Raw genomic sequence first — 25184 nt, 5'->3', positions numbered from 1 at the left:
CCACCAACTGGCGGGCGGCGTCGCGCGGGAGCTGCGTATCCGTGTCCAGGGTAATGACATAGCGCACCTCCGACAGGGCGGCAAGCTGACCGACGATCAGCGCGAAACAGTCCGTCGCCCCCCCGCGCAATAACGAATTCAGCTCCGCCAGCTTGCCGCGCTTGCGTTCATAGCCCATCCACAGCTTTTCCTGTGGATTCCAGCGGCGCGGACGGTGGAACAGGAAGAATAGGTCGGCACCCGATTCACCCGTTGCGCTGCCGTATTTTCGATTCAGCTCGTCAATTCTTGTCTGCGCCAGCTGCAGCAGCGGCGCGTCTTCGGCCAGCGTTTCCTGCCGCGCATCGCGAAAGTCGGTGAGCAGGCCAAACTGCAGGTGATCGTCCCGATTGGCCAGGAAACGGACCTCCAGCGTCTCGATCAAAGCCTCGATGCCGGGCTCGCTGGTCAGCATGGTGGGGACGATGACCAGAGTGCGGAATGCGGGAGGAATTCCCATGGAAAAATCCATTCTGGGCAATGGATTGGGCGACGCCAGCAAGGTCGCCAGCCAGTTCACCAACGCTACCACCATCTGGCTGGCAGATATCAGCGCAGCGATATTGGCCAGTACCAGCAGCCAGGTGGGGATGCCGCTGGCATAGGCGACCAGCGCCAGGCCCCCGGCGAGCAACAGCGAGATCAGTGCGATGGTCCCGAGATACAGCGGCAACGGGAAACGCCGTCCGATTCTGTGCAATGGCGCGAATAAGCCAGGGCGCAGCGCTACCTTCCCCTCGAGTTCCGCACAGCCCCGGTCGATCAGGTAATACCCCACATGCGCGGCACGATCATCGCTGCCTTTGCTGGCTGCTGCAGTCTCTGCCAACTGGACTGCCTGCTTTGCCACCGCGCCCTCGGACAAAGCGCAATGCCTGGCGATTTTCTCGACCTGATGGCGATAACGGTCGCGTGTCGCGAAATCCATCCCGGCATATGCCGCCCCCGGATCGCTGCGCAACAATTGCTCCACCACACTCATGGATTCCACAAACTGACGCCAGTCTGCTGCGCCGAGGAAACGCAGGCTGCCAATGCTGTTGCTGATTGACACTTGATCGGCGGCCTGTTGCTGGTTTCCGGTCTGGATGAGTTGTTCGATAGTCAGGTTTGATTCAGCAAGTCGCTGTTCTATCCAGGTCAGCGGCAGCGCCAGCGCAGCACCCTGTCCTTGCAGGCGCCGCGCAAATTCGGAAACGAACGGCGTGGTCATGGGCGGATTGGATCGCGCCATGTCGGCAGTCAGCAGAATAAGGCTTTTGGGATCGGTTTCCGCAATCACGATCATCTGATCTACCCAGGCGTCGGCCAGATTGCGCTCGACCCTGCCGGCAGCGATGCGCACGGCGACGCGCCGCAGATTCTCGATCAAAGCCAGTCTCAGCATGATCGGAATTGCCCACAACTCACCCAGCTCAAGTGACGCGACCGTTTGGTAAGCCGTTACAAAACGACTGAATCCCCCCCGGTCCACCCTGCCATCGCCATGTGAAATGGCCTCCAGCGCGATGGCATAGACGCGCGGCAGTCCGGTTGCCGTGCCTTGAGCCAGACGCGGTAGTTCCTTGCTGTAGCCCTTGGGCAAATGGCGCTTGGCCGTGCGGATCTGTTCCTCGATCAAGTAGAAGTTATCCAGCAGCCATTCCCCGGCCGGCGTAATACGGCGTTTCGCCGCGACCGCTGCAGTCAGCAGATTGCTCACGCTGACCAGAACCTCTTCGTTGGCTGCGAGTCGTGCCAACAATGGGTTCGGGGCACGTACCGAGGTCAGCCTGTGCATGGCCGCAAGATTCTTGCCGTGCTGTTCCAACTGATCGGCACTGAACAACTCCGAGCGTAGCGGAGGTTCTTCGTTGGGATAGATACGTTGCGTGGTGCGTTCGCCCAGGCGCGTTTTTACTTGATGCACGAGACCGGAGAAAACGCTGCTACGATTTTTCAATTTGGCAATACCAATAATTTTTGCAACGGAATCGATTGCCCGGTCAGCGCGCTTCAATACGCCTCCGATTTATGGCGCGATTTTGACTAATGCGTGTGTCGACAGCACTGATACGCAGGCTCAGCCAGAAGCTGTACGCTCAAGCTGAGAACAGCTTAATCATAGACGTTAAATTCAGCTCAGTCTGTGCGCTATCGTACGTACCCTGCCCAGGATGCGTACCTAAGAAAATTCATCCCGTTTTTTTAAATGGCTTGATGTAAGTCAAGGCAAGCCTCCCCTGCAGCACATATAGTGGGCTTGCCATCCAAGGGGAGAATATTCATGAGAGCCAAATACAAGCTTGCAAGCACCATCATGGCAATTACCTGGGCCAGGTTCGCATTGCCTTCAGCTAATGCCTTTGCCACAACCGAAGCCGCGTTGCCGATCATCAAGGAGAAGCTGGTCGCGCCACCAGCAGTGCCCCCGCAAATCACACGAAAGACTCCAGCGCGAGTGGTCGTGGATCTGACCATAGAGGAAGTCGAAAAGGAGATCGCCCCGGGAACCCGTTATACCTTTTGGACCTTTGGCGGCACTGTGCCAGGGAAGATGATCCGGGTGCGCGAGGGCGATAGTGTGGAATTACACTTGAAAAATCTCCCTGGCAATAAACTGCCGCACAATATTGATCTGCATGCAGTCAGCGGCCCAGGCGGCGGTGCCGCGCAGACCCTGATCGCTCCAGGCAACGAAGCCATATTTACTTTCAAGGCACTCGCGTCGGGCCTGTATGTATATCACTGCGCGACAGCACCGGTTGCCATGCACGTGGCAAACGGCATGTACGGCATGATATTGGTCGAGCCCAAAGAAGGCCTGTCCAAAGTGGACCGCGAATATTATGTGATGCAGGGTGATTTTTATACATCCGGTGCCTATCGTGCCGAAGGCCTGCAAACTTTCGACATACAGAAGGCGATTGATGAAAAACCAACCTATGTCGTGTTCAACGGTGCTGACGGTGCGCTGACAGGTACACGCTCTCTCACTGCGAATACTGGTGAGAAAGTGCGACTGTTCTTCGGGGTTGGCGGACCTAACATCACGTCCAGCTTCCACGTGATCGGGGCCATTTTCGACAAGGTTTATACCGAGGGCGGTACACACTATCAGGAAAATGTTCAAACCACGATGGTGCCCGCAGGGGGGTCGACCATTGTTGAGTTTGTGCCGAAAGTGCCGGGAAATCTCACGCTGGTAGACCATTCCCTCACCCGTGCTTTCAACAAGGGCGCCATTGGCCTGCTGGCAGTCAGCGGCGCTGAGCAACCGGACATCTACAGCAAAGGTGTGATCAAACCACTGCCCGGCAGCCTGGCGAAGCCTGCCGCCACTGCTGCGCCTGTTCCAGCAAGTAGCGATACGCTCCTGGCCAAAGGCAAGGCAGTATATGACCGTACTTGTGTTGCTTGTCACCAGGCGGATGGCAAGGGAGTCGCCACGGTGTTTCCACCTTTGGCAAATTCCGACTTTTTCCAGCAACGCCCTTACGAAATGGCGCACATTGTGTTGCATGGTCGTAGCGGGGAACTGGTGGTCAACGGCCAGCATTACAACTCGGTGATGCCGCCGCAGGATCTCAACGATGAGGATATCGCAGCTGTGATCAATTACATCAGCGTCTACATGAACAACGGCAAAGCCATTCTCACCCCGGTGCAGGTCAAGGAAATGCGTCAGGTGAAACAACAGTGACAGCGATACCTCGATTCATCGTTGCCTTCCTCATATACGGGGGGTTAACGATGGGCGCAACTGCAGGAGAGTACATTGCCTTACCGGGTGGTGAATTTCGCAGTGCATTGCCGGTGGACGGGAAAACGGAGCCTGCAAAAATCGCACCCTTTCTGTTGCGAACGCGGCCCGTCAGCAATGCGGAATATCGCGACTTTGTAATAACGCATCCTGCATGGCGCCGTGGCAATGTTCCTACGGTGTTTGCAGGAGCGGACTACCTTATCGACTGGGCCGGTCCGACGGATCCGGGCGCACTTGATCCGTCGGGGCCGGTCACCGAGGTCAGCTGGTACGCAGCTACGGCCTTTTGCGAAAGCGAACAGGCGCGACTCCCGTTCTGGTACGAGTGGGAGTTTTCTGCCGCAGCGGATGAGACCCGTACCGATGCACGCGATGATCCTGCATGGCTTAGCAAAATTCTTGCCTGGTATGCCCACCCTGCCACTTTGCCTCCACAGCAGATTGGTTTAACCCCTCCTAACCGTTACGGCATTTATGATATGCACGGACTGGTGTGGGAGTGGGTGGAGGACTTCAATGGCCTGTTTGTCAGTGCCGACAGCCGCGCCCAAGGCGAGCAAAAAAAAACTCGAATTCTGCGGTGGTGCGGCTTTGTCACTTGGTGATCGGAGAAATTATGCCGTGCTGATGCGGCTGGCCCTGCTGGCCGCAATGGAAGGTAATCAGACTGGCCGGTATCTCGGATTCCGGTGTGTTCGCGATCCTGTTGCAAGCAAACAAGGAAAAACATCATGAATGCAGACAAAGTACTGAAACAAATGCTGCTGACAGTAGCCTTAATCGTTGCCATGCCCTGTTCCTTAATGGCACAGACGGCCGGCACCACTGATACAGCCAAGACGCTACCAGCAGACTCACTCTACTGGCTCTCCATGCCACTCACCGACTCGCAAGGCAAACATTTTAAATTGCGTGATCTGGCCGGACATCTGGTTCTGGTTTCGATGTTCTATGGCGATTGCAATACCGCCTGCCCCATCGTGCTGGAAAATTTACAGCGAACGATTGCCGCGGTACAGCCTCGGGATAATAAACTGACTGTGTTGATGATCAGTCTGAACCCAACCCAGGATACTCCTGCGACGCTAGCCAGGCTGGGCGAGTCTCATCATCTGGACAAAATGGTGTTCCGGCTTTCCATTAGCGACAACGATGCACATACCCGGGCCATAGCATCCGCGCTTGGCGTTAAATATCGCGTGCTGGGAGGTGGTGAAATCAACCATAGCACCCGCATTGTGCTACTTGACGCGACTGGCAGGATCATTGCCAGCAGTACTCAACTCGGCGCGAAACCCGACCAGGATTTCCTAAAGCAGATACGTGCTGCGTTAAAGCCGTCCTGATTGGCAACGCGTTCCCGGGTGTGCTTCGTACTCAGCGGGCTGGAACACGGTTTGGCTGACTTAAACAGCAATTGCAATCAACCACCCCGTTTCCAGGTAATGATGCGAAACACGGAGGCTTTGATTCCCGCTCATCGTCTCCGCTTCTGCCAGCCGCAAACCAAGCCGCTTGCAACTGGCTTCCAGTGCTGTCCACAACTCGAAGAAGCGTCTCTGTTTCGCCGTCCCCCCCAATTGATTCAGTACCATGCAGTCATTAGCACTGAAATATACTGCTGCAGCATCTTCCATACCCATTAACTCACGTACCTGTTCAATATCCACCCCCACCGGATGATTGCGGCACAGGGCAATGGCACACCAGCCGTTGCGGCGCGAGAGATTGAAATGCAGCTGACCGGCGTGAGGTGCTGCGAGAGTGGGTTTGCCCTGGTTTTGCTGGGCGTAGGCGATGGTAGCCGGGGTGCAGCCGAGGTAGTGGCTGAGCACGGCGCGCAGCAACACGCGCGAGGCGGTGAATTGCTGCGCAGCGACGCGGTTGCCATAAGCCGTTGCGCGCTGGCGCTCGCTGGTGTCGAGGCTCTCTGCAGGGACGTCTTGCGGGAGAGGAACTACGACATACTCCGCCCCGTCTGCCAGCTTCGGCAGGGTTTCCGGGGTGAGTCCAAAATGAGCAAGCAGCGTGGTGCTATCTGTCGTCAAGCGGCTTCTTTCTGCGCCGGGGCACCGACCCAGTGGGTGTCTTGCGGCAGGGTTTCGCCTTTCATCATCAGCGACAGCGCACCCAGGCTGGAACCGGGCTCCATCACGGTATCGTAGAGCACGACGCCGCTCTCGCCCACGGCGCAGCCATCGCCCACCCGCACATGGGACATTTTCATGATGCGGTCTTCGAACAGGTGCGTTTGCAGCGATACATCCTGCGAAATGATGGCGTCGTTGCCGATGTGTACCAGGTCGAATTCGGTGAAAAAGGTAGTGGCGATGAAGGCGCGTTTGCCGACCTTGACGCCGAACAGCCTCAATATCCAGCCGGCAAACGGGGTGCCCAGCAGCGGCGTAATCAATAACGGTGCGGCGGTGTTTTCATACAGGCCGGTGACGAATTCGGCGCGGCGCACGAAGTGGCTCCATAGCGGTTCCACACGCGGCTTGTAGGAGCCCACCATGAGCCATTTTACCGCGGCAGCGAACAGGGTGACGGCGACCACAACGGCGATGGAGACCAGCGGCAGCAGCGCCAGTACCACAGGCAGATCATAGGCATCATCCAGCCAGTCCTGGGCCTGCAGCACCACGGCGACGGCACCAAAGGACAGCGCGGCAGGCAGAATAATCCGCAGCAACTCGTAGCCATAACGCATGGCGACCTGACGACGGCTGGGGCGATAGGTATCGGTTTCGCTAAAGCCTTCCACCATTTGCCGGCGCGGCAGGAAGAAGCTGGGCAGGCCGACCCAGGCGCTGCCCGCCGGCATGGACTGGCGCGGCGGGGTAGACAGTACGCCGATCAGGCTGCCGTCCGGCACCGTCGCCCCCACTGGCAATGCGGCGGCGTTGCCAATAAATGCACGCGCGCCGACGCGCACCGGTTGCAGTGTGACGAGGCCATGATGGATGCGCGCCGCGCCGATCGAAACCTGATCGGCCAGAAAAGTTTCCTCACCAATTTCGAGCAGGTCGGGCGTGATGTTGGAGACGGTGGAGATTTCTGCGCGCGCGCCGATCTTGGCGCCCATCATGCGCAGGAACGGCGGCAGATAAAGCGTGGCGTACAGGGCCTGGTTGAACAGCAGGCTGGTTTCCGCGAGCTTGTCCACCAGCCATTTTCGCAGGTAAAAGGCGGATTCGACCGGGTACACGCCCGCCTCCAGTTTGGGCAGAATCAGCCGTTTGAGTGCCACCACCAGGATGGACAGCGTGATCGCGTACAACAGACCTGCGGGCAGCAGCGCCACCAGATAGCCAGCCAGGCCCGCGTGATGCGTCAGATACAGGATCAGCGCCAGTCCCGGCACGATCGCCAGCGCGGGCACCAGCGGCAGCACGGCGAAAGCGGCGATCCAGTAACCGGCAAGCATGGACCAGCCTGGCAAGGGCTTGGCCGGACGCGCCGGGATGCCATTCAGCAAAGCGGCTGACAGGCCTACCGGCCGCGCGGGAGAACCCTCCCACGCCTCATTGGCGGGAATTGTCGCCCCTGCGGGGAGCAGCGATTTTTCCAGCAGTGCTGCATTGTCGCCGATCCGGGTATGAATGCCGACCACTGCCTGGCTGCCGACATGGCTGCCCGCGCCCAGAACTATCGGCCCCAGTTCCAGGCGACCATCGCGTACGCTATAGCCCAGCAACTGGGCATTGTGGTTGACACTCGCATCCGCGCCGATTTCCAGCATGTCAAAGGCAGCGATCTGCTGAGTACCGATGTGGCTATGTTTGCCGACCCTGGTTCCCATCAGACGCAGATACAAGCGCATCAGCGGTGAACCGGCGATGAGATGAAGGGGTACCAGTGCCGCCACCCGCCCCACCAGCCAGAAACGGAAATAATAGCTGCCCCATAGCGGATAGCTGCCGGCGCGGTAGCGGCCAATGACCAGCCATTTCACCGCCGCCGCCAACAGGATCGTCAGCACCGGATAAGTCAGCGCGATGACGCTTACCGTGCCCAGCAAACCCACTGCCTGCATCAAGCCGTTCTCCGTGAGGATAACGCCACCGACAATGGCCAGCATCAGTGCAGGCAGGAAGAACAGCAGATACAGTGCAAACGCCTGCCCGGTACCGGTCAGGAAATAACGCAGATTACGCAGCCAGTCGGGTGCGGCGGCGAGCGCTGGGACAGGCAACACGCTGGGCTGCGGGCGTGCCTTGGCCAGATAGTGCGCCAAGCGTTGCACGGTCGGATGGGTGTAAAGATCGGACAGGCTCACGTGCGCCATGCCGGGTTGTTTGCGCAGCTGCGACACGGCCAGTGCGGCAAACAGCGAATGCCCGCCCAGATCGAGGAAAAAATCGTCTACTACAGACACTTGCTCCAACCTCAGCACTGTGCCCCAGACGCTGGCGATGGCGATTTCCAGTTCGCCCTGCGGCGCCACTTTCTGGCCGCTGGCAACCAGGCGATGAAAACCGGGTTTGGGTAACGCAGCGCGGTTGATTTTGCCGCTGGACAGCGTCGGCAGATCACCCACAATCTCGAAATACGCCGGGATCATGTAGGCAGGCAAATCCTGGCGCAGCAGCGCTGCCACGGCCTTGTGGTCGATCCCGCTGCTGGCTTTGGGCACAATGTAGGCGACCAGTTCTTCGATGCCGTCCTCCTGTCGGGCTACGGTCACGGCGGCAGCCTGGATATCGGGCGCACGCAGCAATACCGATTCGATCTCGCCCAGTTCGATACGGTAGCCGCGCAGCTTTACCTGCAGATCGGCGCGCCCCAGGTATTCGATTTCGCCTTCCGGGTTGAGCCGGCCCAGATCGCCGGTGCGGTAGAGGCGCTCCGGTTCCAGGGACAAGGGATTGGACAGAAAGCGTTCTGCAGTGAGCTGGGGCCGATTGGTATAGCCGCGCGCCACGCCAACGCCGCCGATGTAGATCTCACCGATGGCGCCGTCCGGCACCGGCTGCATTGCTTCATCCAGCAAATAAATCGTGTAGGTGGGCAGCGCGCGGCCGATGGTTACCGGCTTGTTGGGGGAAAGCTCCGCCCAGGTCGCCGAAGCGGTCGCCTCGGTCGGGCCGTAGGTATTGATGAAGCGCAGGCCCGGGCGCGACCAGCGCTTGACCAGATGCGGCGGGCAGGCTTCACCGCCGACGTTGATGAAACGCAGCGTGGGGATGTTTTTATCGATCAGGGACAGCAGCGTGGGTACGGTGCATAGCACGGTCACTTGCTGCGCGTTGAGGAAATCCGCCAGTCGATCGCCCAGCGCAGCTTCCTTGTCCGCCGGGCCGGCGATGAGGGTGGCGCCGGTGTTGAAAGTCGTCCAGATTTCCTCGATGGAAAAATCAAACGAGATGGACAGCCCCTGATACACGCGGTCTTGCGGCACAATCCCGTAAACTCCGGTGGCAACCTGGATGAAGTTCACGGCGCTGCGATGCTCGACCTCCACTCCCTTGGGTTTGCCGGTGGAACCCGAGGTGTAGATGATGTAGCACAGCATGCGCTCCAGATTATCGGGAAGCTTGCCGGTCAGCCGCGTGGCTGGCAGTGCACGCAGGCGGTCGGTTTCTTTATCGAGCAGCAGATACGCGCACGGCAGACCAGCCAATAACTGGGCATAACGCGAGTGGCTGACCAGCAGGCTGAATGCGGCATCCTCCGCAATATAGGCAATGCGCTCGGCCGGGAAGCTGGCATCCAGCGGCACGTAGGCAGCGCCCAGCTTGAGGATGGCAATGACGGCGACATAGGTTTGCAGCGAGCGGTCCAGCAGCAAACCCACCTTGTCGCCCGCCGCCACGCCCTCACTATGCAGGCGCCAGGCCATGCGGTTGGCAAGCCAGTCCAGTTCAAGGTAGGTGTATTCAATCCCCTCGCATACCAGCGCCGTCCGATCCGGTGTGGCATCCACCGTATTTTCAAATAATTGATGCAGGCCATCAATGCGCTGCTCATGGGGTTTCCCTGAAGAAGCATCGGATGCTGTCTGAAAAGCCTGCAAATTCATTTGTCGCTACCTAAAGTTGGACTGGCACGGCTATTAACGTGCCAGTCCCGCTAAGGTTTACATAGCGATGTTAAATAACGGTTTCTGTGTCGCCGTGTATCCATACCGGCGTCCCTGCCGGGATGCGATCAAACAAATCCGCCACGTCCGCATTGCTCATGCGGATACAGCCATGCGAGCCCGGCACGCCCATAGGCTGGTCATCCGGTGTGCCATGAATGTAGATATAACGGTGCATGGTGTCCACGTTGCCCAGGCGGTTAAAACCCGGTTCCTTGCCGGATAACCAGAGTATGCGAGTCAATATCCAGTCGCGTTCGGGGAATTGCGCGCCCAGTTCTGGCGTCCATATTTCTCCGGTTGGACGACGCCCGACGAATACCGAACCCAGTGGCAGACCTGCGCCGATTTTGACGCGCACCACGTGCTCCCCACGCGGTGTCCGGAAGCTGCCGGATTGTTCCCCTGCCCCATTGGAAGCAGTGGAAACCTTGTAACGCTTGACCAGCCTGTCTGTTTCATCAAACAGATCGAGCGTTTGTTCGGCGATGGAAATTTCAATCTTCATGTCAGTTTGGCCATCTGGCGCCGTTCGGCGAAAAAATTCGACAACATGATTCCGCATTCAGAAGCCAGCACCCCGCCGATCACTTCAGCGTGATGGTTGAGCCGGGTTTCCGCGAACAGATCCAGCACGCTGCCCGCCGCACCTGTCTTCAGGTCCGGAGCACCAAAGACCACACGCGCCACGCGCGCGTGCATGATTGCCCCTGCGCACATCGCACAGGGCTCCAGCGTGACATACAGGGTCACGCCGGGCAGGCGATAGTTGCCTAGATGCTGCGCCGCATCGCGCAACGCCATCATCTCGGCATGGGCGGAGGGATCATGGCGTGAAATCGGCGCATTAAAACCGCGTCCGACAATGACACCATCCAGCACAACCAATGCGCCTACCGGCACCTCGCCGGCATCCCATGCCTTGCGCGCCAGCTGCATAGCTTCGCGCATGTAAAATTCATCATCCATGAGGCAAATGATAGCGTTTGCATGGGTAGTCTGCCCATGGAAATTTTTGCAAAAATACGAACGAATCAAGTGATTGTGTCTTTATGCCCGGATGGAACTTTCTACCGGGTCTGGCCTCGACTTAGTAGATAGCATTCATTCCGCCAGCCTTCTCAGGCTCGGTACCCGCAATTAATCTCCCGGAGTAAACCCATGAACATCCGACAGATGCTGCCAATTTTTTGTTTTTTTATTACATCTGCACAAGCTGATCAGATAGTGCTGAATAATGGCGATCGCATCAGCGGCAAGATCGTACGAATGGAAGCAAGCAAGCTGACGATCAAGACTTCATGGGGAGTGGCGAAAAAAGAAATTACCGTGTCATGGCCTGCCGTTACACAAATCGAATTGACGACGCCAGCGCACGTTGTATTGCAGAGCGGAGAATTTGACGGTACGGTCGAATCGGATGGCAAGAACGGCATGCAGATTGCAACCGGGCCGACCAAGGGTGAGAAATTGCGTCGCGACGATATTCTGGCCATTAATCCAACAAAAATTATCGACCCTGATGCCTTTAAATACTCGGGACGACTGGATGCCGGCCTGGGCTTTGCACGGGGCAATACGGAGACCAGCAATTATTATTTCAGCGGGCAGCTAACATACGAAAACAGATTGAACCGAACCATACTCAAGGGGGATTTGCACCATGAAACAGGTGCCAATTCCATTGTTACTACCGAACGGAGGCGCCTCTCCGGCAAGTACGACCGTTTTCGCAGCAAGCGCATGTATCTCTATGCACAAGGCATACTCGAACAGGATAGGCTCGCCAATATCGATTTGCGTACCACGTTGGGTGCCGGATCAGGCTATCAGGTATATCGTGGCGAAAACTTGAATCTGGGGCTGGAAAGCGGCTTGAGTTTCATTCGTACCCACTTCAAGAATGCATCGGTCGTTAATGAACCCGCGCTGCGCCTCGGTGTGGACTACGATCAGTATTTCTGGAACCGCGGCCTGAAAGTGGAAAATTCCAGTGAGGTATTTCTACCTCTCTCCAGCTACGCCGACATGCTGTTACGCAGCAAGACTGCATTGCTGGTCCCCGTGGGGAAAAGCATTACCACCGGTCTTGCATTTACCGTTAACTGGGATCACCAGCCCGCAGCAGGCAAAAAATCCCTGGATAGCAGCCTGCAAGCCACGCTAGGTTATGGGTTCTAAATATCAGGCATGCAGCCTGAGGCAGCCTTTAGGGTGTTGATATCTGCTTGTTGCGCCGCCAGAAACGGCTCATTAGCGGCTTGACACTGATGCCGTGGACGACAATGGAAAGTGTTACCACAATCAGCGTCAACTGGATCAAGTCCAGCGCCAGCGGTTCAGGCAGCCCATGTTGTATGGCGTACATGAGGTAGTAAAGGGAACCGATGCCGCGTACCCCGAACCAACCCGTCATGCCACGTATCCGCCACGGAGTGCGCGTGCCTGCCAGACCGATGAGAACACTTAGCGGACGTGCCACTACAAACAAAAACAGCGCAAGACTTATTGCCCGCCAACTCCACGAGTTGTGAAACAGGGTGCCACCAATCAGCAGGATAAGCATGACTTCCGAGAGCCGTTCCAGCTGTTCCTTGAATACCAGCGATCCTGCACTGACGGTTGGCGGTGCCTCGAGGTCAGGGTTTGGGTTCAACTCTGTACGACTGATTTCCTGGAGAGACCGCGAGTCCCGGGAATATTTGGTGTTGTTGGCGAGCTTCAGTTCGGTCTGGCGCAACGCGACAGCGGCGAAAAATACAGCCAGAAAGCCCCACGCATGAACCAGCAAACTTAAACCGTACACCACACCAATCAAGCCAAGCCCTAGAAAATCATCCATCAGGTCGTGCTTGTGCAGCTCGCGCAGCCTCCATCCCAAACGTGCCAGCGCGACACCCGCAACCACGCCTATGACAACTCCGCTCAGCGTGGCCCATAGCATGTCGACCAAGATCCATTGCAAGCCGTAATCGCCGATCTCATGCAGACCGAGTAATCCCATCCCCAACATTACAAACGGGAATGCGCTACCGTCGTTCATGCCGGCCTCGCAGGTCAGGGTGAAGCGTAGCTGGTCGCGGTCGCCGAGGTGGCGGCTTTGGACATCTGTCGCCAATACCGGATCGGTGGGTGCTACGATTGCGCCCAGCAATACTCCCGCACCCAATGGCAGGCCAAGGGCATAATAGGCGAAGGCGGCGACCATCCCTACGCTGATCGCCATTGACACAGTCGCCAGCAGAATCGGCGTGCGCCAACGGACGAGACTGAACGGCACCGGCATTTTGACACCGGCGGAAAATAGCGAGATCAGCACAACCACTTCGGTCAATACTTCCAGCAGAGCTGAATCCTTGAGTGGGTTGAAGTGTAAAACGCCCAGCACTGTCGGACCGACCAGGATGCCAACTGCCAGATAGATAATGGCAGGGGTGATTGGCAAGCGCTTGAGAATCGAAGAAGTCAGGCCCATGGCGAGCAACAGCCCACCTACGAGCAGAAACCAATATGCGTTAGTCATTCATTTGGCCGCTCATTGCATTTACGCTTTGATGTAACCATGATATCCAGAGGCATGAGGCAAATTTTCATCATTGATATGGGGTAGTCTCATGCGTGAATGCTGCCTGCCCAAGGCATTCTGGCCTTGTTTTTTAACCATGATCTCCTATGGTACTAGATCATCATATGGCGCTCCACAGCAGGCCGAACGGATTAGCCCAAAGACAACCAATTTTGTAGAGGGATACAAAATGTCACCGCATGTCGCTACTGTTCCCGCTTCAAATTTTCATTACTATCGGCACACGCTGCCGATACGGATTATGCACTGGATCAACGTAATCGCGTTTTTTTTCCTGCTCATGAGTGGCCTGCAAATTTTCAACGCCCATCCCGCGCTTAACTGGGGAAAATCTTCCTACACCGGGCATCCTCCTATACTGGAAATGGGTGCAAAACAGACCGCACAAGGCAATATCATCGGCATCACCACGGTTTTTGGCCATGAATTCAACACTACTGGCTTGTTCGGCTGGTCGAAAGGTGAGGACGGCGCACTGACCGAGCGTGGATTTCCCGCCTGGATAACGCTGCCGGGTACCCAGTGGCTGGCCATGGCGCGGCGCTGGCATTTTTTCTTCGCCTGGGTGCTGGTTATCAATGGCGTGGCTTATCTGCTCTATACCCTGTTCAGTCGCCATCTGACGCGCGATTTGGCACCAACCCGTCGCGATTGGCGCTCGATCGGGCAGTCCATCAAGAATCACTTGCGTTTCCGCCACCCGCAGGGCGAGACCGCCGGGCACTACAACATCCTGCAAAAACTCGCTTATCTGAGCGTTATTTTCGGGCTGTTTCCTCTGATTGTTTTGATGGGTTGGGCGATGTCGCCATGGCTGAATGCGCTGATCCCGGGATGGGTCGATATTGTTGGCGGGCGACAGTCGGCACGTACTATCCATTTCGTGGTGGCCTGGGCACTCGTGGCATTCGTATTTGTCCACGTTTTCGAAGTCGTCATGAGCGGATTGTGGAATAACCTGCGTTCGATGATTACCGGATATTACCGTCTCGCCAGCAAGGAACAAAAACATGACCATGAATAAGTCCAAGCGTCGGGCGTTTCTTCTGCGCGCGCTCACCGCGAGCAGTGTATTGCTGCTGTCCGGATGCGAGCGGCTGTCGCGCAGCGAATGGTTTCCCAGGGTGCTCGATAGTGCAGAAAAACTCACCCAGGCCACGCAGCGCCTGATCACACCGCGCAAGGCCATGGCGCAGGAATTCACCCCGGCCGATCTGTCGCCGCAGTTTCGCAGCAACGGCACTTCAAACCCGGAAAACCCGCAGTATCAGGCCCTGGCGGCCAACAACTTTGCCGATTATCGTTTGCAAGTCGGTGGATTGGTGGCTCGCCCCATGTCGTTTTCGCTGGCCGAATTGCGCGGCCTGCCCAGTCGCACCCAGATTACCCGTCACGACTGCGTGGAAGGCTGGAGCGCCATAGGCAAATGGAAAGGTACCCCATTGAGCATAGTGCTCGATCAGGTACAGCCCAAGCCGGAAGCGCGCTATGTGGTGTTTTACTGTGCCGACCCGATGGATGCGCAAGGCACGCACTATTACGAGAGTATTGATATGGACGATGCCCACCATCCGCAGACCATACTCGCCTATGAACTCAATGATCAGATTTTGCCGATTGCCAACGGCGCACCGATCCGCGTGCGCATCGAGCGCCAGCTCGGCTACAAAATGGCGAAATACATTACGGGTATCCTGGTTGTCGACAGCTTCGCCAGTATCGGCGACGGGAAAGGCGGATACTGGGAAGATCAGGGCTATGAATGGTATGCCGGGATTTGAAGGGGCTCGAAGGCTTGCTGTCTTATATTGTCATCTGTTACCGACTCGGTTCGATACAGCAAAAGATAAATTCAAACTAAAAACATTTCGGACGCTAAACTGAACGCCTGTTCGAATTCAGGAGATATACGATGTATGAACGTATTTTGGTGGCCGTGGACGGCAGCAGCACTTCCGACAAAGCGCTGGAAGAAGCGATCAAGCTTGCTCTGGTACACAAGGCGACTTTGCGGCTGGTGCATGTGGTGGATACTGCAATGATGGATGTGGATAACGGCGGATTGGTGTCAGTGCATGAAGTTTGGGACGCGTTGCGGCAAGGTGGAAAAACGCTGCTCAAGAAGTCTGAAGCGCACGTGCAGGAAGCAGATGTCAGTGTAGATACCGTACTTCTGGAAACTTTGGGCGTTACCAGGGTCGCTACGGAAATTGTGAAGGCGGCGAAGGAATGGCCGGCGGATTTGATCGTGCTGGGCACCCACGGCCGGCGCGGTTTTGTGCACCTGCTGCTAGGCAGCGTGGCAGAGGATGTGGTGCGTATGGCGACGACGCCGGTACTGTTGATACGAGGCGAATAGACCGTGCTGGTACATCCAGATCATGGTTCTTCTTCCATCTCCAGCTGGTATTTACCGTAGCGCGCAAGACCGTTTAGTCTGGCGCGCTGGTAAAGCGCCTGTTGCGCGGCGGCCCTGTTTTCTGCGTTGCCCGCCCAGGCTTGCAGAACCGGTTCCTGCAGGGCGCGCCCATAGGAAAAAGACAACGCCCATGGCAAACCGGAAAACAGGGCATTCATTGTGCTCAGGTTGGCAGTCGCTTCTGCTGGACCCAGCCCGCCCGACAGGAAGTTTATGCTCGGCACAGCCGCAGGGACCGTCCGCCGCAGTACCTTGACGGTCGCAGCAGCCACCTGCTCGGGAGTCGCCCGTGTCGGATGCAGTTTGCCAGGCAGCACCATGCTCGGTTTCAGGACCATGTATTCCAGTACTACCCGGTGCCGGTGCAGGGCGTGAAAAACCGCATGCAGTACCGCTTCGTTTACCTCGAGACAATGCTGCAGGCTATGATCGCCGTCAATGAGCACCTCCGGTTCGACGATGGGCACGATACCTTCTTCCTGACAAACGGCGGCATAGCGTGCCAGCATCTCCGCATTGGCATCAATGCCGAGCTGAGTAGGATTGCGTTCGCCGATGGCATACACTTCGCGCCACTTGGCAAAACGCGCACCTTGTCCTTTATAAACCCTGAGGCGTTCAGCCAGGCCATCCAGGCCTTGGGTGATCTCGTCCCCCGGCGCGCCAGCAAGCGGAATCTTGCCCTTGTCTACCTTGATACCGGGCACGATGTTTTGCTGCGCCAGGACTTGGGCTAGGGGCGTACCATCATCAGCACACTGGCCGAGCGTTTCCTCGAACAAAATGACTCCGCTGATGAACTCGCCGAGTCCGGGCGTAGTGAACAAAAGCGAACGATAGGCGCGGCGGGTCTCTTCTGTGGATTCGGCGCCGACAGGTTTAAAACGCTTGGCGATTGTGGGCAAACTCTCGTCTGCGGCAAGAATGCCTTTGCCCGGCTGGACCATGTCGGCAATCGTCGCCTGCAATTCATCTTCAATATCCATGCTTTCTCCTGAACGGCCACATTGCAAATGCGATCACCATGGATTCCACGGTTCCTTGGAATACAGTCGGCCCCTGCTCTTCCTGCCGCCGAAATCGGTATCAACACCCCTGCCTGGCCATATTAATCAGCCAATAGACAGTTGTTTCACAGCCATACCGGGTTTTTTGGCAAAGTCAGCGTTAACACCCCGTTGTCATACTTGGCCAATGAAACACAGTTGAATCAACCTGTATCCTGCTTTTTGTTACCTGATTTCCAGGTTGGCTGTACCCAAAAACTCAGCAGCCAGATCTTTCGTCTGGTACAGGATAGGTATGAACCAGTCATACTGCGGTTTATAGGGTTCGCACAAAAGCAATCCCTTCTCTCGTTCGGCCCATTTCAGGAAATCCGTAATGATCTTTGCTGCGTCACTGGTCTGTTTACTGCGAAATGAAGATATTTTGGTGTCGGTTACAGGAAAAAGATTGGCAGCCATTTACATACCCCTCCAGTAATGACAATTGGGAACGACCAAACGTGGTCACTAAGTCGAATAGTAAATGTAGACCATCAGTTAATATTCTGCCATGACAAAAACGCATTATTTTTATCTCGCCAAGATGGCGAGGTTTGCGTCAACGCATGGTCACTAATTCCTCGGCGCTAGTGGGGTGTATCGCTACTGTATTATCAAAATCGGCTTTGGTCGCACCCATGCGAATTGCCACTGCAAAACCCTGCATCATTTCATCCGCTCCGTCACCGATGATGTGACAACCAATGATTTTTTCTTCTGCTCCGACTGTGATGAGGCGCATTACGGTTTTGACCTTGTGTTGCGTGAAGGCATGGAACAGAGGTGTGAAGCGAGTTTGATATATTTTTACTGCATCGCCATGGAGTTCGCGTGCTTCGGTTTCGCTCATGCCGATAGTTGCAATGGGTGGATGGCTGAATATGACCGATGGAATATTTGTGTAATCAAGATGGCTGTCCGGCTTGCCGCCGAACAAGCGGTCGCTGAGTCTGCGCCCGGCAGCAATGGCAACGGGTGTCAAGGCAATGCGCCCGCAGACGTCACCTACCGCATAGATGCCGGGCACCTGGCTATTCTGGTATTCATCGGTCCGTACATATCCCTGTTTATCCGGGGTGATGCCTGCTGCTTCCAGATTCAGTTTTTCCGTATTCGGTGCGCGCCCGATGGCCCAGATCAGGGTATCGAAGCCAGGGATACGGCGTTCATTTTCACACTGTAACGTGAGATTTCCGGATTCGCGCACCACTTCCATGATCTGAGTGCGCGGCAATATCGCGATACCATCTTCCAGCATCTCTTCCATCAGTGTTTCACGCAGCATGGCATCAAACTGATCAAGAAAGTGCCCGCGCCGGAGCAGAAGGGAAACCTCACTGCCCAGGGAATTCAACACCCCCGCCAGCTCTACAGCAATATAACCGGCACCTACGATGGCTACCCGTTTTGGGCGTTGTTCCAGCTCGAAAAAACCGTCTGATGTAATGCCGAACTCTGCGCCGGGAATTTCAGGCACAAGTGGCCTGCCACCTGTGGCAATCAAAATATGCTCGGAGGTATACCGCTCTCCTTCAACCTCAATGGTATGGGCATCAATAAAGCGGGCTGAGCCGTGAATAAGGCTGACTTTATTGTCTTCAAGAGAGGTTTGGTAATGCCTGTTCAGATTCTGGATATAAGCATCGCGCGCCTGCTTGAGTTTTGACCAGTGAAACTCGATCCCGGTCAATGCGAATCCGTAATCTTCAGCGTGCTCCAGGGCATGTGCAAGAGCTGCGCCATTCCACATGACTTTTTTCGGTACACAGCCGACATTGACGCAAGTGCCGCCAAGTTGAGCCTTCTCTATTACAGCGCATTTTGCGCCATAGCGGGCAGCGCGGTTGGCTGCCGCAATGCCGCCGCTTCCTCCCCCAAGCACCAGAAAATCGAAATGTTTCTGCATGGCTAACCCCAAGTCGGCCGGTGTGTGGCCCGTGCTTTTGAAGCCCTTACTTTACACTACGCAGCATCTCATTCAGCAGACTTGGCGATGGTGCGCCATCAACGATACGTACCTTACCCGAGGCTTCACGGAACATCATGACGGGGACGCCTGGCATGCCGGTCTGTTTGAAGAGCTGGACGTTCTGTTGCAAACGTTTTGTGGCTTGTGCGGATGGGATCGTTTCTGCGATGCCTCCGAACTTGGGCGCGGGACCAAACTCGTCTTCATTTTTATGGAAAGCCGCCAATGGATCTTTGGCATCCAGAATAGCTGCTGCTTTTCCCGCACTGGTGGGCATCAGTATGCCTACCGGAATCCAGCGCAACTGCAAGCCGTCCCGACCGATCAATGAGCGGGTCTCCTGGTAAAGTTTATGGCAATAAGGGCACTCTGGGTCAAAGAAGATATAAACCAGGCGCGGTCCATTCCCTTCGGCTAACCAGGTGGCATCTTTGGCAGCGCGCAGCGTTTTGTCGAGGGCTAGCTGGTGCGCTGATGCGCTCGCTTGCTGGCCGTTCGCCGCGATTGACTCGGGTGCCCCTGCCAGGGTTAGTACACTCAAAAAAAACATTCCTGCGAGTGACATCAGACTTTTTTTGATCTTGCTATTTTCGTGCCATTCCAGCTGGAATGATGCATATTTTTTCAAAATATTCTCCATGGTAAGTAATAAAAAATGATGCTGCTACTGGCTTGGGTTGACATTCTGACAACAAAAAAGATCGTAATGATCCTTTAGGCAGGGATGCATTTTTAGTCGGGTGGCAGACTTGTTCCTTACAAAATTTCACCCGCCAGTGCGGCTCCGCAAGCAATCCTGACTAATGCGCGGCAGCCGCTTCTGCGGAGGGCGGGGTTGCCTTGGCCGGGCGGGCCAGCCAGATTAATCCAATAAGGGCAAGAAATAGCAGCGCGGAAATCCAGAACAACTGATCCGCCGCCAAGGTAAACGCCTGTTGATTGATGATTCTGTCAATCTGGCCAAGCGCTTGCTGCTGGCTCATGCCTGAATCGGTTAATACCTTGATTGCAGCCTGGGTTGTCGGACTGGCGTAGTTGATGTATTCGGTCAGCGTCGCATGATGCTCTATCGCCCGATTTTCCCATAGACTCGTGAATACCGATGCGCCTATGGCCCCTGCCATAATCCGTAAAAAATTTGACAAGCCCGAAGCGGCGGGGATTTTATCGGGGCTTAATCCGGAAAAAATCAGGGTCATCAGCGGAATAAAAAATGCTGCCATGGCGATGCCCTGGATCAGGGATGGCAACATGATGGTCACAAAATCGGTTTGCACGGTAAATTGAGAACGCATCCACAAAATCAGCGCGAAAATACCAAAAGCGACAGTGGCGAACAGGCGCGGGTCGTATTTGTGGACGTTTTTACCAACCCATGGCGAAAACAATATCGCCAGTAAACCAACTGGTGCCAATACAGCACCGGCAATGGTGGCGGTATAGCCCATATCCTGCTGGAGCCAGAGCGGCATCAACACCACATTGCCAAAAAATACGCCATAGCCCACGGCCAATGCCAGGGTACCCGACCAGAAATTGCGGCTGCGCAACAAACTTAAATCGACAATAGGGTGAACTTCGGTAAATTCCCAGATCAGAAAAAAACAGAATCCAACCGCCGCTACAATGGCGAGGATTACAATCTGGGTGGAAGCAAACCAGTCCAGTTCATTGCCTTTGTCCAGCATGATTTGCAAGGCGCCTACCCAGATGATCAGCGCAATCAATCCGACATAATCAATGGGGACCAGGCGGGTGGGTGTTTCCCGCTTCCGATATAGCATCCAGGTTACGCTTGCGGCGAGCAGACCGACCGGAATGTTGATATAGAAAATCCAAGGCCAGGAAATATTATCGGTAATCCAGCCACCCAGCAGTGGCCCTATGACCGGCGCAATCAAAGTTGTCATGGACCAGATCGCCAATGCAGAGCCGGCTTTTGCTTTGGGATAACTGGACAACAGCAAGGATTGCGACAGAGGAATCATAGGACCTGCTACAGCACCCTGAATCACCCGAAATACAATCAGCATGCCCAGACTGGTGGCCATACCGCACAACCATGATGCGGTAACAAATAACAGAATGCTGGAAACAAAAAGCCGTACGGAACCGAAACGCTGGGTCAGAAAGCCGGTCAGCGGCACCGCGATCGCATTGGCTACAGCAAACGAAGTGATGACCCAGGTGCCCTGACTGGAACTCACCGCCAAATCGCCCGAAATTGCCGGAATCGACACATTGGCAATCGAGGTATCCAGCACATTCATGAAGGTGGCCAATGCCAGCGCAGTGCTTGCCAAGACCAGCATGCCGCCTTTAAGTGGCGCTGGGGCTGCACTGGACGCCTGCCCTGCGGCAGCGTCAGGCGTTGTCTGCGGTGAATTGCCAGCGTCGGACTGAGTTGTCATTTCGATTAGGCGTGTGGTTCATTGCGCATATCTGCGTGTGTTGATTTTTCACCCAGATTGTTTGAGATAATTTGGTTGATGAGTATATCGGCAGCATGATCAAAGTCGCCATATACAGCGGTCTCTGCCACCATCCGCTTATAGGGAGTAGTCGCCAGCACGCCGCCGTTCTGATTCGAGATATCCACGGTCACTTCCATTGACAAGCCGACGCGCAGTGGGTGCGCAGCCACTTCTTTGGGATCGAGCGCGATCCTCACCGGGATGCGCTGCACTACCTTGATCCAGTTGCCCGTGGCGTTCTGCGCAGGCAGCAACGCGAACGCCGCGCCGGTGCCTGCCCCCATACCCAGTACATGACCGTGATAGACCACGCTGCTGCCGTATAAATCAGCGGTTAGGGTCACCGGCTGGCCGATACGCATCTTGCGCAGTTGGGTTTCCTTGAAATTTGCATCGACCCATACCTGGCTCAAGGGAATGAGTGTCATCAGCGGTGCACCCACTGCCACACGTTGTCCGAGTTGTACGTTGCGCTTGCCGACATAACCGTCCATAGGTGCCAGAATCGCGTCGCGCTTTAAATCCAGATAGGCCTGACGAACATTGGCCGCAGCTGCCAGAACCTTGGGGTGGTCACGCACAGTGGTACCCGCCGTCAGCACTTGGTTGGAATGTAACTGTTCCTGCGCTGCGCTAAGTTGTGCGCTGGCTACAGCCACATGGCTGAGTGCATTCTGCTGCGCCGTTTGTGCGTGCTGTAGCTCCTCTTGTGATACCGCGCCGGTACCTACAAGCTTTTGCCGGCGTGCCAAATCGGTCTGTGTGCTGCTCAGATCGATTCGTGCCTGATTCAGTGCCGCACGATACTGATTTACCGCTGCCACCAGACTACCGTTTCCCGTATAAAGAGTACGAACCTCCCGCACGGTTTGTGCAAGCTGTGCTTCCGCCTCCTGTAAATGTAGTTGTGCATTAGTACCATCCAGTCTTGCCAGCGTCTCGCCTGCTTTAACGTAATCTGTTTCATTGGCGCCTATCGCCACTACTGTGCCGGCAACCTGCGGGGTGATCTGCACAATATTGGCCGCAACGTAAGCATCATCTGCATATTCATAATGACGCCCCAAGATGTACCAATGCACACCGTAAGCGATAGCGGCCAACACACAGACAGCAGCCAGAATCAGCAACCATTTCTTGCGCTGTTGCGGTTTGCTCTGGGTATTCTGCGCTGTCACTGGATCGGGTAGATTTTGTTCGCTCATCCTTGAATCCCCGGTGCTGTCCTGGTTTCTGTAGTGTTCGATAATTGCCTGGGCCCATCTGTAATGACATAGCCCCCGCCAAGGGCACGCATCAGCCCTACATCGAGGTCATAAACGCGTGCCTGAAGGTCAATCAGGGTATGACGCTGCTGCAGCACAGCATTTTCTGCAGTGAGCACGTTCAAATAATTGGTCAGCCCGCCCTGATAACGCGCCAGAGCCAAATCATAGGCACTGCTCACCGCTGCCTGCGCCGCCATTTGCTCCTGTAATTGTGTTTGCAGCGCACGCCATGATGAGAGCTGATCAGCGACATCTCGCAGCGCGTTCAACACGGCGGCGTTGTAATTGTCGATCGCCACATCGGCACGCGCAGTGTTCCCTTGCAGTTTGGCGCGCAACACACCTTCGTCAAAAATCGGCAGGCTGAGTGCCGGTCCGACGCCGAACGTACGGCTGCCCGCGCTCAACCATTTCGACAAGCCGATAGACTCAAAACCGATAAAAGCACTCAGATTGATGTTGGGATAAAATTCTGCTTTCGTCTCTTGTATGCCCTGCAATTCACTCTCCACACGCCAGCGCGCCGCAACCACGTCAGCGCGGTGCCCCAGCAACTCGGCGGGGAGATGACCGGGCATCCTGGGTAAGGTCGCGGTGGGCAAGTGCGCGACCAGTGTGTCCGTTGCATTGGGCTCTGCACCCATCAAAACCGCCAGACCATGCCGGGCAAGTGCGACCTGCTCATCCAGCGCAGCCATATCACGGCGGATTTGGGGTACCTCGGCCTGGGCCTGACGTTGTGCCAATGTGTTATCCAACCCGGCCGCAACCCGTTGTCTGACCAGTTCCTGCGTTTGCTCGCGTTGTCTCAGCATCGCACGATCCAGATCCTGCTGCGCCTGCAAGCGCGCCAGATTGAAGTATTGCTGCGCAACATTGGCTGCTAACAATACCCGTGCCGCTTGCGCATCTGCTTCTGCTGCTCGTGACTGGCCGATGGCCGCGTCCAGTGCCGCACGGTTTTTGCCAAACAGATCAAGTTGCCATTGACCCGTCAGATTGGCGGAATTCATCGTCACCATACTGCCGCCGAGCGGAGGTGGATAAAGACTGTTTGCGCTAAGACGTTCCCGGGTTGACTTAGCTTCACCGTTTATCTGCGGATAGCGCGCGCTGTCAATTGCCGCTGCGGATGCCTGCGCCTCAACCACCCTGCTCTGAGCGACTTTAAGACTGGGATTGGCGGTAATCGCCCGGGCAATCAGGCCATCGAGCTGCGCATCTCCAAATGCCATCCACCAATGCTGTTGAGGAAATACTCCCGGGCTGGAGTGATTAGGCCCTATGCCAGCCAAGGACCTCGATTGAATCATGTGCGCCCGGGTATGTATCCCGGAAAAGTCAGCGCACCCGGCCAAGCCCAGCACCATGGTCATGGCCATGGCAATGGACACCCGGGGCACAACGCTGCGTGAATAGTAGGGCTGCTTCATGTTCCACTGAGCGGAACGCTGCCATTTGCCGTAAAGCGGCGCAGCATTTGCTTGAATAGCTGAAATTCAGAGTCGTTAAAGCCACGTAGATGCTGATTGAGCACCTGCACCAGGCGGGCCGGAATTTGCCTTGCAATTTCTCGGCCTGCCTCAGTCAATTCGATGTTGACCACGCGGCGGTCCTCCAGGTTGCGGACCCGACGCAGCAATCCCTTGCCTTCCAGTCGATCTAGCATCCGCGTCATCGCGCCACTATCGGTATAACTCGCCCGTGCGCAAGTTGCCACGCTATCACAGCAGCCTTTGGCGACCAGCAATAGCGGCCCCCATTGCAAACCCGTGAGATCGAATATCTGCATCTCAGCGTCAATATTTTTGAGCAATGCTTGCCAGGCACCACGCATCAGATAGCCCACCGACTCCTCTGGCGTGTAATCGTCTGCGCTATAAAAATTTTCGCCGGTCTGGTCCATGAAATTCACTTTAGCTAAGGCAGCAAATGTTTTCCATATTAATGCCTAGGCAGTTATTGTCAAGGCACGTGATTAAGCGATCAGAAGGAAAATTTGCGAGAAATACAGAATCAATACAATTGAGAATTAGTAGAGAACGCGGTCCGGGGGTAAGTTTCAGCGTGCTACTGAAAAGTTTTTTTGTTATTAAAAATCAGTAGCATGAATATGCCTTTAAAATTATTCAAGAATGCTGCAGGAGGCTTGTCATTCCCACTCGATGGTTTCCGAAGTCCGGAAACCCTCATGGAACCTGGCTTTCATTGTTATGGTCATCGCAATTTACCGTCACTTTTACCGTCTAAAAACGAGCGCTTTTGCTGGCGCGGAAGATGGACTCGGTTTGACGGGCGGCTACTCCAGCACATCAATCATCAACTATTGTCACGAGTGCCTGGGGCAATTCTTTTGAAAAGAATAGACATATCGTCGCGCGACTATGACTTCAGCCCCCAAATAAAACTTACCTGTCGTTTGAAATGGCAATGAATATCGTAGCATAGCTACGACTGAAAGAACCAAGCTATTGCGCCGGACTGTTACCGCATACGATGGGCGATGCGATTGCCGGAGCACCGGCCCAGCACGTACCCCGCGTGAAGCGTTTGACT

The 25184-nt window shown here is 55.7% G+C and carries 21 protein-coding genes; 7 read left to right on the top strand and 14 right to left on the bottom strand.

Translation table 11 applies throughout. The features are described 5' to 3' along the window. Positions 1-2038: protein kinase family protein (locus EI185_RS16965; protein ID WP_502697138.1), on the bottom strand; the 2038-nt coding region annotated here is incomplete at its 3' end. 267 nt (positions 2039-2305) lie between these two features. On the opposite strand from EI185_RS16965, the gene nirK reads away from it, so the two are divergent. From nirK to EI185_RS16950, 3 genes are all read left to right on the top strand, one after another. Then, the gene (gene nirK / locus EI185_RS16960) at positions 2306-3721 is read left to right on the top strand and encodes a copper-containing nitrite reductase (protein WP_189836452.1); all 1416 of its coding nucleotides are present in this window, start codon (positions 2306-2308) and stop codon (positions 3719-3721) included. A gap of 50 nt (positions 3722-3771) precedes the next feature. Continuing rightward, complete coding sequence (locus tag EI185_RS16955; protein WP_223247905.1) at positions 3772-4389, top strand: formylglycine-generating enzyme family protein; 618 nt, start codon at positions 3772-3774, stop codon at positions 4387-4389. 126 nt (positions 4390-4515) lie between these two features. Further along, positions 4516-5130 carry an SCO family protein gene (locus tag EI185_RS16950; RefSeq protein ID WP_124706336.1) on the top strand — a complete coding sequence of 205 codons (615 nt, stop codon included), beginning with the start codon at positions 4516-4518 and terminating at the stop codon, positions 5128-5130. A gap of 60 nt (positions 5131-5190) precedes the next feature. On the opposite strand, the gene EI185_RS16945 is transcribed toward EI185_RS16950, so the two are convergent. From EI185_RS16945 to tadA, 4 genes are all read right to left on the bottom strand, one after another. Then, positions 5191-5832, bottom strand: coding sequence for a 4'-phosphopantetheinyl transferase family protein (locus EI185_RS16945; RefSeq protein ID WP_124706335.1), 642 nt, complete (start codon positions 5830-5832; stop codon positions 5191-5193). Next, positions 5829-9806 carry a Pls/PosA family non-ribosomal peptide synthetase gene (locus EI185_RS16940; RefSeq protein ID WP_124706334.1) on the bottom strand — a complete coding sequence of 1326 codons (3978 nt, stop codon included), beginning with the start codon at positions 9804-9806 and terminating at the stop codon, positions 5829-5831. Before EI185_RS16940 ends, EI185_RS16945 begins: the two co-directional genes overlap by 4 nt. A gap of 70 nt (positions 9807-9876) precedes the next feature. Continuing rightward, on the bottom strand, positions 9877-10374 hold the full coding sequence (locus tag EI185_RS16935; protein ID WP_124706333.1) for a L,D-transpeptidase: 498 nt from the start codon (positions 10372-10374) through the stop codon (positions 9877-9879). Beyond that, positions 10371-10835 (bottom strand): tRNA adenosine(34) deaminase TadA, encoded by a 465-nt coding sequence (gene tadA, locus EI185_RS16930; protein ID WP_124706332.1) that lies wholly within the window; start codon positions 10833-10835, stop codon positions 10371-10373. The genes EI185_RS16935 and tadA overlap by 4 nt, the downstream gene beginning before the upstream one ends. Positions 10836-11027: 192 nt before the next feature. Between tadA and EI185_RS16925 the strand changes: the two genes are divergently transcribed. Then, the gene (locus EI185_RS16925; protein WP_124706331.1) at positions 11028-12047 is read left to right on the top strand and encodes a DUF481 domain-containing protein; all 1020 of its coding nucleotides are present in this window, start codon (positions 11028-11030) and stop codon (positions 12045-12047) included. Positions 12048-12075: 28 nt separating this feature from the next. Here EI185_RS16925 and EI185_RS16920 read toward each other — a convergent pair whose 3' ends face one another. Beyond that, entirely contained in the window at positions 12076-13389 is a 1314-nt protein-coding gene (locus EI185_RS16920; protein WP_124706330.1) for a cation:proton antiporter, read from the bottom strand. A 232-nt stretch (positions 13390-13621) separates the two neighbouring features. Here EI185_RS16920 and EI185_RS16915 point away from each other — a divergent pair, with 232 nt between their 5' ends. The 3 genes from EI185_RS16915 to EI185_RS16905 all read left to right on the top strand — a co-directional run bounded on the left by EI185_RS16915 (position 13622) and on the right by EI185_RS16905 (position 15811). Further along, positions 13622-14476: a cytochrome b/b6 domain-containing protein gene (locus EI185_RS16915; protein ID WP_124706329.1), complete on the top strand. Its 855-nt coding sequence runs from the start codon at positions 13622-13624 to the stop codon at positions 14474-14476. Then, entirely contained in the window at positions 14463-15233 is a 771-nt protein-coding gene (locus EI185_RS16910) for a molybdopterin-binding protein (RefSeq protein WP_124706328.1), read from the top strand. The genes EI185_RS16915 and EI185_RS16910 overlap by 14 nt, the downstream gene beginning before the upstream one ends. A 131-nt stretch (positions 15234-15364) precedes the next feature. Further along, positions 15365-15811, top strand: coding sequence for a universal stress protein (locus EI185_RS16905; RefSeq protein WP_124706327.1), 447 nt, complete (start codon positions 15365-15367; stop codon positions 15809-15811). A gap of 20 nt (positions 15812-15831) precedes the next feature. On the opposite strand, the gene EI185_RS16900 is transcribed toward EI185_RS16905, so the two are convergent. The 8 genes from EI185_RS16900 to EI185_RS16865 all read right to left on the bottom strand — a co-directional run bounded on the left by EI185_RS16900 (position 15832) and on the right by EI185_RS16865 (position 24534). Next, on the bottom strand, positions 15832-16857 hold the full coding sequence (locus tag EI185_RS16900; protein ID WP_124706326.1) for a class I fructose-bisphosphate aldolase: 1026 nt from the start codon (positions 16855-16857) through the stop codon (positions 15832-15834). 246 nt (positions 16858-17103) lie between these two features. Further along, entirely contained in the window at positions 17104-17337 is a 234-nt protein-coding gene (locus tag EI185_RS16895; RefSeq protein WP_124706325.1) for a hypothetical protein, read from the bottom strand. Positions 17338-17476: 139 nt separating this feature from the next. Then, positions 17477-18823, bottom strand: coding sequence for a glutathione-disulfide reductase (gene gorA, locus EI185_RS16890; RefSeq protein WP_124706324.1), 1347 nt, complete (start codon positions 18821-18823; stop codon positions 17477-17479). A 46-nt stretch (positions 18824-18869) separates the two neighbouring features. Further along, positions 18870-19514 carry a thiol:disulfide interchange protein DsbG gene (gene dsbG / locus EI185_RS16885; protein ID WP_189836451.1) on the bottom strand — a complete coding sequence of 215 codons (645 nt, stop codon included), beginning with the start codon at positions 19512-19514 and terminating at the stop codon, positions 18870-18872. Between the two features lie 172 nt (positions 19515-19686). After that, positions 19687-21297: a DHA2 family efflux MFS transporter permease subunit gene (locus EI185_RS16880; protein ID WP_124706322.1), complete on the bottom strand. Its 1611-nt coding sequence runs from the start codon at positions 21295-21297 to the stop codon at positions 19687-19689. Positions 21298-21302: 5 nt separating this feature from the next. Continuing rightward, complete coding sequence (locus EI185_RS16875; RefSeq protein WP_124706321.1) at positions 21303-22565, bottom strand: HlyD family secretion protein; 1263 nt, start codon at positions 22563-22565, stop codon at positions 21303-21305. Then, positions 22562-23998, bottom strand: coding sequence for an efflux transporter outer membrane subunit (locus EI185_RS16870; RefSeq protein ID WP_223247906.1), 1437 nt, complete (start codon positions 23996-23998; stop codon positions 22562-22564). Before EI185_RS16870 ends, EI185_RS16875 begins: the two co-directional genes overlap by 4 nt. A gap of 59 nt (positions 23999-24057) precedes the next feature. Then, the gene (locus EI185_RS16865; RefSeq protein WP_124706319.1) at positions 24058-24534 is read right to left on the bottom strand and encodes a MarR family winged helix-turn-helix transcriptional regulator; all 477 of its coding nucleotides are present in this window, start codon (positions 24532-24534) and stop codon (positions 24058-24060) included. Positions 24535-25184: the final 650 nt, after the last annotated feature.

The organism is Sulfuriferula multivorans (assembly GCF_003851125.1).
In the GTDB taxonomy this organism is placed as follows: Bacteria; Pseudomonadota; Gammaproteobacteria; order Burkholderiales; family Sulfuriferulaceae; genus Sulfuriferula; species Sulfuriferula multivorans.
This window is presented reverse-complemented; position numbering and strand designations above follow the sequence as displayed.